A 13862-nucleotide genomic window follows, 5' to 3' on the forward strand; every position below is an offset into this window, starting at 1 on the left:
CTCTGTTTTTCTCCCTCTAATAACACAGGGCATCTCCATGAGCCGATACCATGTATCCAGCAGTGAAGGCCAGTATGAGAAAGACTCTGGCGAGCAGGTTTTGGCTAACAAGCTGGGGATCGCGACTTCTGATGAGATGAATGAGGCTGAACTTGTCCTGTTAGAACAACTCTACCAGTCCGTTTTTGAAGAACAGTTTCCGGAAGGACAGCTCAGCGTCGCCATGCTAAAACGCTGGCACCACCGCTGGTTAGGTAACATCTACGAGTGGGCTGGACAAGAAAGAACGGTTAACATCAGCAAAGGCGGCTTTATGTTTGCCCCCTCAGCACAGTTACCAAAACTACTGAACGAATTCGATACCAAATATCTTGCTCCTTTCACGCCATGTAGCGGCATGGACGAAGAACAACTCATCACCGCTATCGCCATCACCCATGTCGAGCTAATACTTATCCATCCATTCAGAGAGGGAAACGGACGCCTGTCGCGGCTGCTGGCCGACGTGATGGCCGTTCAGGGAGGGTACAAACCGCTGGATTATCAAAGCTGGGAGCAAAACAAAGCCCAGTATATCTCGGCCATCCATGCTGGCATATCAATGGACTACGAACCGATGAAACACTGGGTCAGTGAGGGATTAAGAAGGGATTAAGCAAGGCGAAGATGGGCGAACTTTTTACGTATCGCTTCAAGGGAAGCTTCGATCTTCTCGGAGGACTGCCCTGTTTCAACAGCCGTAGATGTTGCTACCGAGCGAACGATGTCAGCGCGAGATGGCTTAGCGTAGCTTGCCTGAGTTTTTTTGTTGTTCATAAACACTCCTGAAAAGCAGAATCTGGGCTGAAAGACATCGTTCAAACAGTATACCAAAACTTCTACGCAAATTCATATCAACCCTCCTTAAAGGTTCACGCAGCGCCCAGGATTTTTTAGCAATATAAAGCCTTTGCTTCTCGCGTCTCCGCATCCGGTTTTCATCTGGTCAACTTCATAGTTTCAATGAATTTGCGAGCAGTCTCGCGTGACTGATCAATGCTGGCAGAATCTGAGACATTACTAATAGTAGATCTGATAACCTGTTTTAACGCCTTGCCACCTGTCGCTTGTCTGCTGATGACATACCTCGTTGAAGGATACAGGTCTTTTTGGCGGCACTGATTTTGACACCACAACCTACGGGTGAATCCCTGTGGTTGTCAGTGATAAGATACGGCTTTCGTTCAGGACTGGGTAAGTAGACACCTCGCTCTTGCTGGCCGATATCTGGTTTGACGTCGCTAGATAACTCATTGATTATAATCGACTGAGTGAGTGTCATTTTCATTTAATGTATACCAGCAAGCCAGAGTATATACCCGAAACTAACCGGTAGACTTCTGGTATACAAATTTATGGGTTTATGTGGGTTCAAGGAGGTTTCACTTGGGGCCATTTGAGCACGTAAAAGACTTAAAAAACGAGTAAAATCAATATGAATGAGTCATTTGATAAGGATTTCTCTAACCACACGCCCATGATGCAGCAGTATCTCAAGCTGAAAGCCCAGCATCCTGAGATCCTGCTTTTTTACCGCATGGGTGACTTTTACGAACTGTTTTATGACGATGCGAAACGTGCGTCGCAGTTGCTCGATATATCGCTGACCAAACGCGGCGCGTCGGCGGGCGAACCGATTCCGATGGCGGGCATCCCCCACCATGCCGTCGAAAACTATCTCGCGAAGCTGGTCAATCAGGGCGAATCAGTCGCTATTTGCGAACAGATTGGCGACCCGGCCACCAGCAAAGGTCCGGTTGAACGTAAGGTGGTTCGCATTGTCACGCCAGGCACCATCAGCGATGAAGCGCTGTTGCAGGAGCGCCAGGACAACCTGCTGGCCGCCATCTGGCAGGACAGCAAAGGCTACGGCTACGCGACGCTGGATATCAGCTCCGGGCGCTTTCGTCTGAGCGAACCCGCCGACCGCGAAACGATGGCTGCCGAGCTGCAACGCACCAACCCGGCAGAATTACTGTACGCGGAAGATTTCGCCGAGATGGCGCTGATTGAGGGGCGCCGTGGGTTGCGTCGTCGCCCACTATGGGAATTCGAGATTGATACCGCCCGGCAACAGCTTAATTTGCAGTTTGGCACCCGGGATCTGATCGGTTTCGGCGTCGAAAACGCGCCGCGTGGGCTTTGCGCCGCAGGATGCCTTTTGCAGTATGTGAAAGATACCCAACGCACCTCTCTGCCGCATATCCGTTCCATCACCATGGAGCGCCAGCAGGACAGCATCATTATGGATGCCGCTACGCGTCGTAATCTGGAAATCACCCAGAATCTGGCGGGCGGCGTGGACAATACGCTGGCCTCGGTGCTCGACTGCACCGTGACCCCGATGGGCAGTCGTATGCTCAAACGCTGGCTGCATATGCCGGTGCGCGACATCAACATCCTCACCGAACGTCAGCAAACTATCGGCGCGTTACAGGATGCCACTGGCGACCTGCAACCGGTGCTGCGTCAGGTCGGTGATCTGGAGCGTATCCTCGCGCGTCTGGCCCTGCGAACCGCCCGTCCTCGCGATCTCGCCCGTATGCGTCACGCCTTCCAGCAGCTTCCGGAACTGCGCGCGCAACTGGAATCGGTAAACAGCGCCCCCGTGCAGAGGCTGCGCGAAAAGATGGGCGAATTTGCTGAACAGCGCGATCTGCTGGAGCGCGCCATCATCGACGCGCCGCCGGTGCTGGTCCGTGACGGCGGCGTTATCGCACCGGGCTACAACGAAGAGCTGGACGAATGGCGCGCGCTGGCTGACGGCGCGACCGACTATCTCGACCGGCTGGAGATCCGCGAGCGCGAACGTACCGGACTGGACACTCTCAAAGTCGGTTTTAACGCCGTACACGGTTACTACATTCAGATTAGCCGCGGGCAGAGCCACCTGGCGCCAATCAACTACGTCCGCCGTCAGACGCTGAAAAACGCCGAGCGCTACATTATACCGGAGTTGAAAGAGTACGAAGATAAAGTGCTCACCTCTAAGGGCAAAGCGCTGGCGCTGGAAAAACAGCTTTATGACGAACTGTTCGACCTGCTGCTGCCACATCTGGCAGATCTGCAGCAAAGCGCTAATGCGCTGGCGGAACTCGACGTGCTGGTGAACCTGGCAGAGCGCGCTTACACACTCAACTATACCTGCCCTGTCTTCACCGATAAGCCGGGCATTCGCATTACCGAAGGCCGTCATCCGGTGGTTGAGCAGGTGCTCAATGAGCCGTTTATCGCCAACCCGCTGGATCTCACGCCGCAGCGGCGGATGTTGATTATCACCGGGCCGAACATGGGGGGTAAAAGCACCTATATGCGTCAGACCGCGTTGATCGCGCTGCTGGCATACATTGGCAGCTATGTGCCCGCCCAGAAAGTGGAGATTGGTCCGATTGATCGCATCTTCACCCGCGTCGGCGCGGCAGACGATCTGGCTTCCGGCCGTTCCACCTTCATGGTGGAGATGACTGAAACCGCCAACATTTTGCATAACGCCACCGAGAACAGCCTGGTGCTGATGGATGAAATCGGACGCGGCACCTCCACTTACGACGGCCTGTCGCTGGCATGGGCCTGCGCGGAAAACTTGGCGAATAAGATCAAGGCGCTGACGCTGTTTGCGACACACTACTTCGAGCTGACCCAATTACCGGAAAAAATGGAAGGGGTAGCCAATGTCCATCTGGATGCGCTGGAACATGGCGATACCATCGCCTTTATGCACAGCGTGCAGGACGGCGCGGCCAGCAAAAGCTATGGTCTGGCAGTGGCGGCACTGGCGGGTGTGCCGAAAGAGGTGATTAAGCGCGCGCGCCAGAAGTTGCGCGAGCTGGAAAGCATTTCGCCTAACGCTGCCGCTACGCAGGTCGATGGCACGCAGATGTCGCTGCTGTCGATGCCAGAGGACACCTCTCCTGCCGTGGAAGCGCTGGAAAATCTCGATCCGGATTCGCTGACGCCGCGCCAGGCGCTGGAGTGGATTTACCGGCTCAAGAGCCTGGTGTAACCGTTATCGCCCGGTGGCGTTGCGCTTATCGGGCCTACGGCGTTAAAAATTCGTAGGCCCGATAAAGCGTCGCTGCTATCCGGTTCTGTATTAACGCTTATCTTCCGCCAGCAACGGCGGGATAGCGGGCACCATCGGCGCGTCGTCGATATCCTTCTGCGTCATGCGAAACGCCTCGGGATAATGCTCGCGGCGGGTACGGCGTAGCGGTTCGGTATCGCGCCAGGTATACAGGCAATGCTGACACTGGTAAACCGTCCAGACCCCCTTCACCGGCGAGGTCGCCATCACTTTAATCTGCTCATCGGCACAACGTGGACAAATCATCTGCTCCTCCTTATTTACGGTTAGCCAGCATGGCGGTCAGTTTCTCCGCCCAGGCTTTGGTTTCCGGGAGATCGCAGACCGGCTGGCTGTAATGTCCGCGGTTGTCCGGCGCAACCGGCGTGGTGGCGTCAATAATCAGCTTGTCGGTGATCCCCGCCGGACTTGAACCGGGATCCAGCTCCAGCACCGACATATTCGGCAACTGCACCAAATCTCCCGCTGGATTGACCTTCGACGACAGCGCCCACATCACCTGCGGCAGATTGAACGGATCGACATCTTCGTCAACCATAATCACCATCTTCACGTAGCCGAGACCGTGCGGCGTGGTCATCGCGCGCAGGCCCACGGCGCGGGCAAAACCGCCGTAGCGCTTTTTGGTCGAAATAATCGCCAGCAGGCCGTGGGTGTACATCGCGTTTACCGCCTGAACCTCCGGGAATTCCGCTTTCAGTTGCTGATACAGCGGTACGCAGGTCGCCGGTCCCATCAGATAGTCGATTTCAGTCCATGGCATCCCGAGATAAAGCGACTCAAAAATCGGTTTGCTGCGGTAAGAGACCTTATCAATACGCACCACCGTCATATTGCGTCCGCCGGAGTAGTGGCCGGTAAACTCCCCGAACGGCCCTTCGATCTCGCGCTTACGGCTTTCGATGACGCCCTCGAGGATCACTTCGGAGCCCCAGGGTACGTCAAAGCCGGTCAGCGGGGCGGTGGCGATGGGATACGGGCTTTCGCGCAGCGCGCCGGCCATTTCATACTCCGACTGATCGTACTTCAGCGGTGTGGCGCCCATCAGAGTGATGATCGGATCATTACCGAGGGTAATCGCAATCGGCAGATCCTCACCGCGCTCTTCCGCTTTATGCAGATGCAGCGCGATGTCATGCATCGGCACCGGTTGCAGACCAAGTTTGCGCTTGCCTTTGACTTCCATGCGGTAAATCCCGACGTTTTGCTTGCCGAAGTTGTCCGGGTCAAGCGGATCGCGGGAGACCACGCAGGCTTTATCGAGGTAAAAACCGCCGTCACCGTCGTTCAGTCGAAACAGCGGCAGGATGTCGAAAAGGTTGATCGCATCGCCGTCAACGGTGTTTTCCGCCCATGCCGGATTCGCCCGCCGTTCCGGCGCAACGGGAAAGTGATCCCAGCGACGAATAAACTCATCTATTTGCTTTTTTACCGGCGTATTCGGTGGCAACCCCAGTGAGATCGCGTGGTTTTGCCACGAACCGATGGTGTTCATCGCCACGCGCGCGTCGGTGAAGCCACGAATGTTATCAAACCACAGCGCGGGCGCGCCGTCGCCAATACGTCCGGTGGCGTTAGCGGCTGCCGCCAGATCCGGCTCGGCGCTCACTTCTTCACCGATCTTCAGCAGTTGCCCCTGCTCGTCCAGCGCCTGTAAAAAGCTGCGTAAATCATCAAATGCCATTATTCATTCTCCTGAGAAAAATTCCGCTCCTGCTGCAACCCCTGCCAGCGGCGGGCGTGGGGATGCTCAAGCGCGAACTGGTCGAGTACGCGCGCCACGATATGCTGAGTGATGTCATCTACGGTTTGTGGATGGTTGTAGAACGCGGGCATCGGCGGCACCATCGCCACGCCCATGCGGGATAAGGCAAGCATGTTCTCCAGATGCAGGGTGCTAAGCGGCATTTCGCGCGGCACCAGCACCAGTTTGCGCCCCTCTTTCAGCACCACGTCGGCAGCGCGCCCCACCAGGCCTTCGGCATAGCCTGCGCGAATACCGGCCAACGTTTTCATACTGCACGGAATGACGATCATGCCGTAGGTACGAAAGGATCCCGAGGAGATCGTGGCCGCCTGATCCGCCGGGCTATGACAGTAATCAGCCAGTGCCGCAACGTCCCGCGCCCGCCAGGGCGTTTCCAGCTCAATGGTGGTTTTGGCCCACTTTGACATCACCAGATGCGTTTCCACCTCCGGCATCTGCCGCAACACCTGAAGCAGCGCCACGCCAAGCGGCGCGCCTGTTGCGCCAGTCATCCCAACAATCAGTCTCATTCATCGCCTCAATATTGTTCGTATACGAACGTTTTCATTAAAATACGCCAGCGATGAAGTAACAACAAGATCCTGAAAATTGCACCGCACGGATCGCTTAAAACGGCTGCATTAAAAAACCGGTAAGAAACCGCTATGATAGAAGCCGATACGCAAACCGGAGTTCCCATGGCGTTACGAAACACAGCGTTTCACCTGTTACGGCAGCTTTTTCAGCAGCATACCGCACGCTGGCAGCATGAATTACCGGAGCTGACCAAACCTCAGTACGCCGTCATGCGCGCTATTGCCGAGCGCCCTGGCATTGAGCAGGTCGACCTCACCGAGGCTGCGGTAAGTACGAAAGCTACGCTGGCGGAGATGCTAAGCCGAATGGAAAAACGCGGGCTGGTGAGGCGAGACAACGATCCGCTGGATAAACGTCGACGCTTTGTTTTTCTCACTGCGCAGGGCGAAGCGTTGCTGACAACGACGATGCCGCTGGGCAACCGCGTGGACGAGGAATTTCTGGGGCGACTAAGCGAAGAAGAGCGCGAACAGTTCACGCGCCTGGTGCGTAAAATGATGGAATGATTTTCCTGGCGCGGCTCACGCCTTATCCGGCCTGAAGCCCGTTCCCCTGGACTTGCCGGACAATCCCCAAAAAAAAGACCAGCCTCACAGAGACTGGTCTTTCTTGATGGAACTTTGCTTACTCGCGGAACAGCGCTTCGATATTCAGTCCCTGAGTCTGCAAAATTTCCCGCAGACGACGCAGACCTTCAACCTGAATCTGACGGACACGTTCACGCGTGAGACCAATTTCGCGGCCCACATCTTCCAGTGTCGCAGCTTCATAACCCAGCAGACCGAAACGACGTGCCAGCACTTCACGCTGTTTGGCGTTCAGTTCGAACAGCCATTTGACGATACTCTGCTTCATATCGTCATCCTGCGTGGTGTCTTCCGGACCGTTGTCTTTTTCATCGGCCAGGATATCCAGCAACGCTTTTTCGGAGTCGCCACCCAACGGGGTGTCCACCGAGGTAATGCGCTCGTTAAGACGAAGCATACGGCTAACGTCATCAACCGGTTTATCCAGTTGCTCTGCGATTTCTTCCGCGCTCGGTTCGTGGTCCAGCTTATGGGACAACTCACGGGCGGTACGCAGGTAAACGTTCAGCTCTTTTACAATGTGAATAGGCAGTCGAATGGTACGGGTTTGGTTCATAATCGCCCGTTCAATCGTCTGGCGAATCCACCAGGTTGCGTATGTTGAGAAGCGGAACCCGCGTTCCGGGTCAAACTTCTCGACGGCACGGATAAGCCCCAGATTGCCCTCTTCGATCAGGTCCAGCAACGCCAGACCACGATTGCCGTATCGGCGGGCAATTTTCACCACCAGACGCAGGTTACTTTCAATCATCCGACGGCGTGAGGCAACATCTCCGCGCAGTGCGCGACGCGCGAAATACACTTCTTCTTCGGCTGTTAGCAGTGGCGAATATCCGATTTCACCAAGGTAAAGCTGAGTCGCGTCCAACACACGCTGTGTGGCCCCCTGCGATAACAGCTCCTCTTCAGCCAACTCGTTATCACTGGGTTCCTCTTCAACTAAGGCTTTTTCGTCAAAAACCTCAACTCCGTTCTCATCAAATTCCGCGTCTTCATTTAAATCATGAACTTTCAGCGTATTCTGACTCATAAGGTGGCTCCTACCCGTGATCCCTTGACGGAACTAGCAAGTGTCAGCCAGGTTCCGTCGATTTATCGCTGCGGTAAATAACGCAGCGGGTTTACGGATTTCCCCTTGTAACGAATTTCAAAATGCAAGCGTGTAGAACTGGTTCCGGTGCTACCCATGGTCGCTATTTTTTGCCCCGCCTTCACTTCCTGTTGTTCCCGGACCAGCATTGTATCGTTATGGGCGTAGGCACTCAGGTAATCATCGTTATGTTTGATGATAATAAGATTACCGTAACCGCGCAGCGCGTTACCGGCATACACGACGCGGCCATCTGCGGTCGCGACAATTGCCTGTCCTTTGCTGCCTGCAATATCGATCCCTTTATTGCCCCCTTCGGTAGCGCCAAAGTTTTCGATCACTTTGCCTTCCGTCGGCCAGCGCCATGTTGAAATTGGCGAACTGGTAGACGTACTGCTTGCAGTCGATTCGGTTGTGCTAACCGCCGGAGCCGTTACAGGCGCTGTGACAACTGTCCCAGCAGGCTTGTTGTTAGGCAACATTTTGTTAGCACTTTGTTCACCTGAATTCTCAGAATACGTAATTGTCGGTTTCGACGCAACAGCGACGGCGGAATTTTGTGCAGGGTTGGTCACAACTCCTTGCGCGGCCGCATCGGCCTGGGTGATCGCATTTCCGCCCGTGATTGGCGCACCGGACGCGTTGCCGACCTGGAGGGTCTGCCCAACATTCAGGCCATACGGGGCCGGAATGTTATTCCGTTGCGCAAGATCGCGGAAGTCGTTGCCGGTGATCCACGCGATATAAAATAGCGTATCGCCCTTTTTAACGGTGTAGGTACTGCCGCCGGTATAGCTACCTTTCGGAATGTTCCCATACTGACGATTGTACACAATACGACCGTTTTCCATCTGAACGGGTTGCTCCGCAACGGGCTGGATTTGCGTCGGTTGACTCGCCGGACGCTGGACCGGCTGAATTTGCGGCGTTTGCTGCTGTGCGGTATTCGCGCTCCCCATTGTCGGCGGAGGCGTAATCAGCATCCCAGAATTCGTGTTCGCAGGGGCGCTGCCATTAACGGAACTGACTGGCGCTGGCGGATTAGAGGAATTTGAACAGCCTGCCAGCCATAACGAAACCAGTGACAATGCCGCGATGCGGCTGACGGTGAATTTTGGGCTTCCCGCGCTCATTTATCCCCCAGGAAAAAATTGGTTAACAACCAGTGACATAATAACCATGAAAGCACTGGAAAACGTCTTCACAATACGCTGACCTGTTGCAAAATAACCAGGAAAACTCCAGGTATTCAGGCCGTTTTCTATGCCAGTTCGCCCTTGACCAGGGGAACAAAACGCACGGCTTCCACGGTGTCGATAATAAATTCGCCGCCCCGACGACGCACCCGTTTCAGAAACTGATGCTCATCGCCCACGGGCAAAACGAGAATGCCGCCCTCGTCCAGCTGCGTCATTAACGCAGTCGGGATCTCCGGCGGTGCTGCCGTCACAATGATAGCGTCAAACGGCGCACGTGCTTGCCAACCTTGCCATCCATCGCCGTGACGAGTTGAAACATTGTGTAAATCAAGCTGTTTCAGGCGACGGCGCGCCTGCCATTGCAGCCCTTTGATGCGTTCGACCGAGCAGACATGGTGCACCAGATGCGCCAGTATCGCCGTCTGATACCCGGAACCCGTGCCGATCTCCAGCACCCGCGACTGCGGCGTCAGCTCCAGCAATTCGGTCATACGCGCGACCATATAGGGCTGCGAGATCGTCTGCCCCTGTCCTATCGGTAGCGCGATGTTATCCCAGGCTTTATGTTCAAACGCTTCATCGATGAATTTTTCGCGCGGCACGGCGGCTAGCGCCTCAAGCACATGCTCATCGCGGATCCCCTGCCCGCGAAGTTGATCAAGAAGCGTCTGTACGCGTCTGCTTACCATTGCGTGTCAACTCCCACGCTGTCTAACCAGTCAGAAACCACATCATGCGCGCTGTGCGCGGTTAAATCCACATGCAGCGGCGTAATGGAGACATAACCGTCCTCCACCGCGGCAAAATCGGTGTCAGGCCCGGCGTCATGCTTGTCGCCCGGCGGGCCAATCCAGTACAGCGTATTGCCACGCGGATCTTCCTGCGGGATCACTTTATCCGCCGGATGGCGGCTGCCGCAGCGGGTTACGCGGATCCCTTTGATCTGATCCAACGGCAGGTCCGGGACGTTGATGTTCAGGATCCGTCCTGTACGCAGCGGCTCACGGCTTAACGCGCGCAGGATACGGCAGGTGATGGCGGCGGCGGTCTCGTAATGCTGATAGCCGTCCAGCGAAACGGCCAGCGCCGGAAAACCAAGATGCCGTCCTTCCATCGCCGCGGCGACGGTCCCCGAGTAAATCACATCATCGCCGAGATTCGGCCCGGCGTTAATCCCGGACACCACGATGTCCGGACGCGGACGCATCAGCGCATTTACGCCCAGATAAACGCAGTCAGTGGGCGTACCCATTTGGACCGCAATGTCGCCGTTATCAAAGGTGAAGGTGCGAAGCGAAGATTCCAGCGTTAATGAGTTCGACGCGCCGCTGCGGTTACGATCCGGGGCGACGACCTGTACGTCGGCAAACTCCCGCAGCGCTTTCGCCAGCGTTTGTATACCGGGTGCGTGGACCCCGTCATCGTTACTCAGCAATATGCGCATAATCACCCATTGTGTTAATCAGTTCCCTCACTACGCTGGTGGCGAAGCTCCCCGCAGGTAACCAGAAACGCAGTTCGACGGTGACGTCGTCCCACCAGTTCCAGCGCATCTGTTGCGGATAAAGCAGCATCGCCCGGCGCGCCGCGTCTACTTTTTCACGCACCAGTAATGACTGTAACTGCGTTTCTTCCGCGATAGCGGCCTGTTCAAACGCCAGCGCATCACGCTGGGTTCCCCATTCACCGCGACCGGGAAGCGAAGCCGTAATCAACAGCGCTTTAGCGTCGACGCGAGCCTGTAATTCCGCCCTCTCTTCCAACGTCGCCACGAACCAGCTTCCGCGTCCCGCTAATTGTAGCGCATCGCCGTCAACAACTTGATTAAAGTCTGGTTTTTTCAAACGCTCGCTGACAATTTGATTAAACAACGCACTACGGGCCGCCGACAACCAAAAACTGCGTTTATTGCGATCGCGCACCGGCGCATCGCTTTGCGCCCAGCGCAGCGCGCCCTGTAAGTTACTGCCGCCAATGCCGAAGCGCTGCGCGCCAAAATAGTTGGGCACCCCCGCCTCATTAATCGCCTTCAGACGGGATTCCACCTCATCACGCTGACTGATGTCGCGCAGCACCAGCGTAAACGCGTTACCCTTCAGGGCGCCTAAACGCAGCTTACGCTTGTGGCGCGCATACTCCAGCACCTTGCAACCTTCCAACTGGAAGGCGCTCAGGTCCGGCATCGCTTTGCCCGGCACACGCGCGCACAGCCACTGTTCGGTGACGGCATGCTTATCTTTTTGCCCGGCAAAGCTGACTTCCCGGGCGTGAATTTTCAGAAATTTCGCCAGCGCGTCCGCGACAAAACGGGTATTGCAGCCGTTTTTGAGGATCCGCACCAGGACATGCTCACCTTCACCGTCGGGCTCAAAACCTAAATCTTCCACAACCACAAAATCTTCCGGGTTGGCTTTCAGCAGCCCGGTGCTCTGCGGTTTGCCGTGGAGCCAGGTGAGATCGTCAAACGCTGTCATTTCACCGCCTTTATCAGTAACGCGACCGCCTCACAGGCGATCCCTTCCCCCCGTCCGGTAAAGCCGAGTTTTTCCGTGGTGGTGGCTTTCACGTTAACGTCATCCATGTGGCAGCCGAGATCCTCCGCGATAAACACGCGCATCTGCGGAATGTGCGGCAGCATTTTTGGCGCCTGGGCAATAATCGTCACATCAACGTTTCCGAGGGTATAGCCTTTGGCCCGAATGCGACGCCAGGCTTCACGCAGCAATTCACGGCTGTCCGCGCCTTTAAATGCCGGATCGGTATCCGGAAACAGCTTGCCGATATCCCCCAGCGCGGCTGCGCCGAGCAGCGCATCGGTCAGCGCGTGGAGCGCGACGTCGCCGTCAGAATGCGCTAACAGGCCCGTCTCATACGGGATGCGCACGCCGCCAATGATAACCGGGCCTTCGCCGCCAAAGGCATGTACGTCGAAACCGTGTCCAATTCGCATTACGCTATCTCCTCATGGTTTTTTCGGGTCAGATAAAATTCAGCCAGCGCTAAATCTTCCGGACGCGTTACTTTGATATTATCAGCCCGCCCTTCAACAAGCTGTGGATGGAAGCCGCAGTACTCCAGCGCCGAGGCTTCGTCGGTAATGGTCGCGCCTTCGTTCAGCGCGCGGATCAGACAGTCATGCAGCAGTTCACGCGGGAAAAATTGCGGCGTCAGCGCATGCCATAGATCGGTGCGTTCGACGGTATGGGCGATGGCCGCAACGCCCGGTTCGGCGCGCTTCATCGTGTCGCGCACCGGGGCGGCAAGGATCCCGCCGGTGCGGCTGGTTTCGCGGATCGCCAGCAGGCGGGCGAGATCATCCTGATGCAGACAGGGGCGCGCCGCGTCGTGCACCAGCACCCATTCAGCGTCGCCTGCGGCGCGAAGCCCGGCCAGAACGGAATCGGCACGCTCATTGCCGCCGTCCACCACGGTGATGTGCGGATGTTGCGCCAGCGGAAGTTGTGCAAAGCGGCTGTCGCCTGGACTGATGGCAATGATCACGCGGGTGACCTGGGGGTGCGCCAGCAGCGCATGGACCGAGTGTTCGAGAATGGTTTTATTGCCGATCGAGAGGTACTGCTTAGGACATTCAGTTTGCATACGGCGGCCAAAGCCGGCCGCCGGCACCACGGCGCAAACATCCAAATAAGTGGCTGCCATGTTAAATCCCTGGATGGTTTATCGAGTATTTTGCCCCGCAGTTTGCGCGCGTTTAGACGCGTCGGGCACCAGGCGATAAAACGTTTCGCCCGGTTTCGTCATGCTGAGTTCGTTGCGTGCGCGTTCTTCGATAGCTTCCTGACCGCCATTGAGATCGTCAATTTCGGCGAAAAGCTGATCGTTACGCGCTTTAAGTTTGGCGTTCGTCGCCTGCTGCGCCGCCACGTCATCGTTGACGCGACTGTAGTCATGTATACCGTTCTTACCGAACCACAGCGAATACTGCAGCCAGACCAGTAAAGCCAGCAACAGCAGCGTTAGTTTACCCATCCTGCCCCCTGAAAAACGGCACTATCATCCCATACTTCCACAAACGACTCTATGCTGTGGGCGGGAATGCCGCGACAACGCGGGCAAATGTACCACATTTGCCCTGCATAACGTATACCCGGCACCCCGGGAACATCATCTCATTGTTGGTTACGGTTTGAATTATGGACAGCGGTCGCGCTTTAGCCCAGCAGCCACAAAAACAGCGCGCCGAACATCGCGCACACCGTCAGCAGCGTGGCGACAATGCTGTAGCGCAATTTTCCGTTGAAGAGGGAATGTTGGGCGATGCCCACGACAACCGCGACGGGCATTAGCGCCAGAAAGAATGGCCAGGTATAAATGAAGAAAAACAAGGTGTTAGGACCATACACCAAAAAAGGGATCCCCAGCGCCAGCAGCCATGACGCGAATCCCACCACGGCGCCGGGCAGCGACCAGGTGGTTTCGTCATCGGCAGAAAACGTTTCGGACGCCGGGAGGGTGATGTTCTGGCTATTACGCATATCGAATCCTGTAACCTTGACTG

17 protein-coding genes and 1 pseudogene are annotated in these 13862 nt (G+C 56.0%); 4 read left to right on the plus strand and 14 right to left on the minus strand.

Going from position 1 to position 13862, the window contains the following annotated elements:
• Nucleotides 1-37: 37 nt before the first annotated feature.
• A complete protein-coding gene (locus tag CSE01S_RS12125; protein ID WP_042288675.1) occupies nucleotides 38-655 on the plus strand; it encodes a Fic/DOC family protein in 618 nt (205 codons plus the stop codon).
• Here CSE01S_RS12125 and CSE01S_RS23250 read toward each other — a convergent pair.
• Entirely contained in the window at nucleotides 652-816 is a 165-nt protein-coding gene (locus CSE01S_RS23250) for a hypothetical protein (protein ID WP_167333860.1), read from the minus strand. The genes CSE01S_RS12125 and CSE01S_RS23250 overlap by 4 nt on opposite strands.
• A gap of 164 nt (nucleotides 817-980) precedes the next feature.
• Nucleotides 981-1327 (minus strand): annotated as a pseudogene (locus CSE01S_RS23525) (integrase); the annotation flags it as partial.
• 147 nt (nucleotides 1328-1474) lie between these two features.
• Here CSE01S_RS23525 and mutS point away from each other — a divergent pair.
• A complete protein-coding gene (gene mutS / locus CSE01S_RS12130) occupies nucleotides 1475-4042 on the plus strand; it encodes a DNA mismatch repair protein MutS (protein ID WP_042288677.1) in 2568 nt (855 codons plus the stop codon).
• 90 nt (nucleotides 4043-4132) lie between these two features.
• Here the strand turns inward: mutS and CSE01S_RS12135 are convergent, their stop codons facing one another.
• From CSE01S_RS12135 to CSE01S_RS12145, 3 genes are read right to left on the minus strand one after another with little or no spacing between them, the layout of a single operon-like run.
• Complete coding sequence (locus CSE01S_RS12135; protein WP_042288680.1) at nucleotides 4133-4369, minus strand: non-oxidative hydroxyarylic acid decarboxylases subunit D; 237 nt, start codon at nucleotides 4367-4369, stop codon at nucleotides 4133-4135.
• 10 nt (nucleotides 4370-4379) lie between these two features.
• Nucleotides 4380-5807, minus strand: coding sequence for a non-oxidative hydroxyarylic acid decarboxylases subunit C (locus tag CSE01S_RS12140; RefSeq protein WP_042288682.1), 1428 nt, complete (start codon nucleotides 5805-5807; stop codon nucleotides 4380-4382).
• On the minus strand, nucleotides 5807-6400 hold the full coding sequence (locus CSE01S_RS12145) for a non-oxidative hydroxyarylic acid decarboxylases subunit B (RefSeq protein WP_042288685.1): 594 nt from the start codon (nucleotides 6398-6400) through the stop codon (nucleotides 5807-5809). Before CSE01S_RS12145 ends, CSE01S_RS12140 begins: the two co-directional genes overlap by 1 nt.
• 168 nt (nucleotides 6401-6568) lie before the next feature.
• On the opposite strand from CSE01S_RS12145, the gene CSE01S_RS12150 reads away from it, so the two are divergent.
• Nucleotides 6569-6973, plus strand: a complete 405-nt coding sequence (locus tag CSE01S_RS12150; RefSeq protein ID WP_042288688.1) for a MarR family winged helix-turn-helix transcriptional regulator — start codon at nucleotides 6569-6571, stop codon at nucleotides 6971-6973.
• 118 nt (nucleotides 6974-7091) lie between these two features.
• Here CSE01S_RS12150 and rpoS read toward each other — a convergent pair whose 3' ends face one another.
• Complete coding sequence (rpoS, locus tag CSE01S_RS12155) at nucleotides 7092-8084, minus strand: RNA polymerase sigma factor RpoS (protein ID WP_042288692.1); 993 nt, start codon at nucleotides 8082-8084, stop codon at nucleotides 7092-7094.
• Nucleotides 8085-8146: 62 nt separating this feature from the next.
• The gene (gene nlpD / locus CSE01S_RS12160; RefSeq protein ID WP_233422702.1) at nucleotides 8147-9232 is read right to left on the minus strand and encodes a murein hydrolase activator NlpD; all 1086 of its coding nucleotides are present in this window, start codon (nucleotides 9230-9232) and stop codon (nucleotides 8147-8149) included.
• On the opposite strand from nlpD, the gene CSE01S_RS23380 reads away from it, so the two are divergent.
• The gene (locus tag CSE01S_RS23380) at nucleotides 9138-9359 is read left to right on the plus strand and encodes a hypothetical protein (RefSeq protein WP_229264090.1); all 222 of its coding nucleotides are present in this window, start codon (nucleotides 9138-9140) and stop codon (nucleotides 9357-9359) included. The genes nlpD and CSE01S_RS23380 overlap by 95 nt on opposite strands.
• 46 nt (nucleotides 9360-9405) lie before the next feature.
• On the opposite strand, the gene CSE01S_RS12165 is transcribed toward CSE01S_RS23380, so the two are convergent.
• From CSE01S_RS12165 to CSE01S_RS12195, 7 genes are all read right to left on the minus strand, one after another.
• On the minus strand, nucleotides 9406-10032 hold the full coding sequence (locus CSE01S_RS12165; RefSeq protein ID WP_042288697.1) for a protein-L-isoaspartate(D-aspartate) O-methyltransferase: 627 nt from the start codon (nucleotides 10030-10032) through the stop codon (nucleotides 9406-9408).
• Nucleotides 10026-10787 carry a 5'/3'-nucleotidase SurE gene (gene surE, locus CSE01S_RS12170; protein WP_042288698.1) on the minus strand — a complete coding sequence of 254 codons (762 nt, stop codon included), beginning with the start codon at nucleotides 10785-10787 and terminating at the stop codon, nucleotides 10026-10028. The genes CSE01S_RS12165 and surE overlap by 7 nt, the downstream gene beginning before the upstream one ends.
• The gene (gene truD / locus CSE01S_RS12175) at nucleotides 10768-11817 is read right to left on the minus strand and encodes a tRNA pseudouridine(13) synthase TruD (protein ID WP_042288699.1); all 1050 of its coding nucleotides are present in this window, start codon (nucleotides 11815-11817) and stop codon (nucleotides 10768-10770) included. The genes surE and truD overlap by 20 nt, the downstream gene beginning before the upstream one ends.
• Complete coding sequence (gene ispF, locus CSE01S_RS12180; protein ID WP_042288702.1) at nucleotides 11814-12293, minus strand: 2-C-methyl-D-erythritol 2,4-cyclodiphosphate synthase; 480 nt, start codon at nucleotides 12291-12293, stop codon at nucleotides 11814-11816. Before ispF ends, truD begins: the two co-directional genes overlap by 4 nt.
• Nucleotides 12293-13003 (minus strand): 2-C-methyl-D-erythritol 4-phosphate cytidylyltransferase, encoded by a 711-nt coding sequence (ispD, locus tag CSE01S_RS12185; RefSeq protein WP_042288703.1) that lies wholly within the window; start codon nucleotides 13001-13003, stop codon nucleotides 12293-12295. The genes ispF and ispD overlap by 1 nt, the downstream gene beginning before the upstream one ends.
• Nucleotides 13004-13021: 18 nt before the next feature.
• On the minus strand, nucleotides 13022-13333 hold the full coding sequence (gene ftsB, locus CSE01S_RS12190; RefSeq protein WP_042288707.1) for a cell division protein FtsB: 312 nt from the start codon (nucleotides 13331-13333) through the stop codon (nucleotides 13022-13024).
• 182 nt (nucleotides 13334-13515) lie between these two features.
• Nucleotides 13516-13839 (minus strand): DUF3561 family protein, encoded by a 324-nt coding sequence (locus CSE01S_RS12195; RefSeq protein WP_042288710.1) that lies wholly within the window; start codon nucleotides 13837-13839, stop codon nucleotides 13516-13518.
• Nucleotides 13840-13862: the final 23 nt, after the last annotated feature.

It is taken from the genome of Citrobacter sedlakii NBRC 105722, from assembly GCF_000759835.1.
Taxonomy (GTDB): domain Bacteria; phylum Pseudomonadota; class Gammaproteobacteria; order Enterobacterales; family Enterobacteriaceae; genus Citrobacter_A; species Citrobacter_A sedlakii.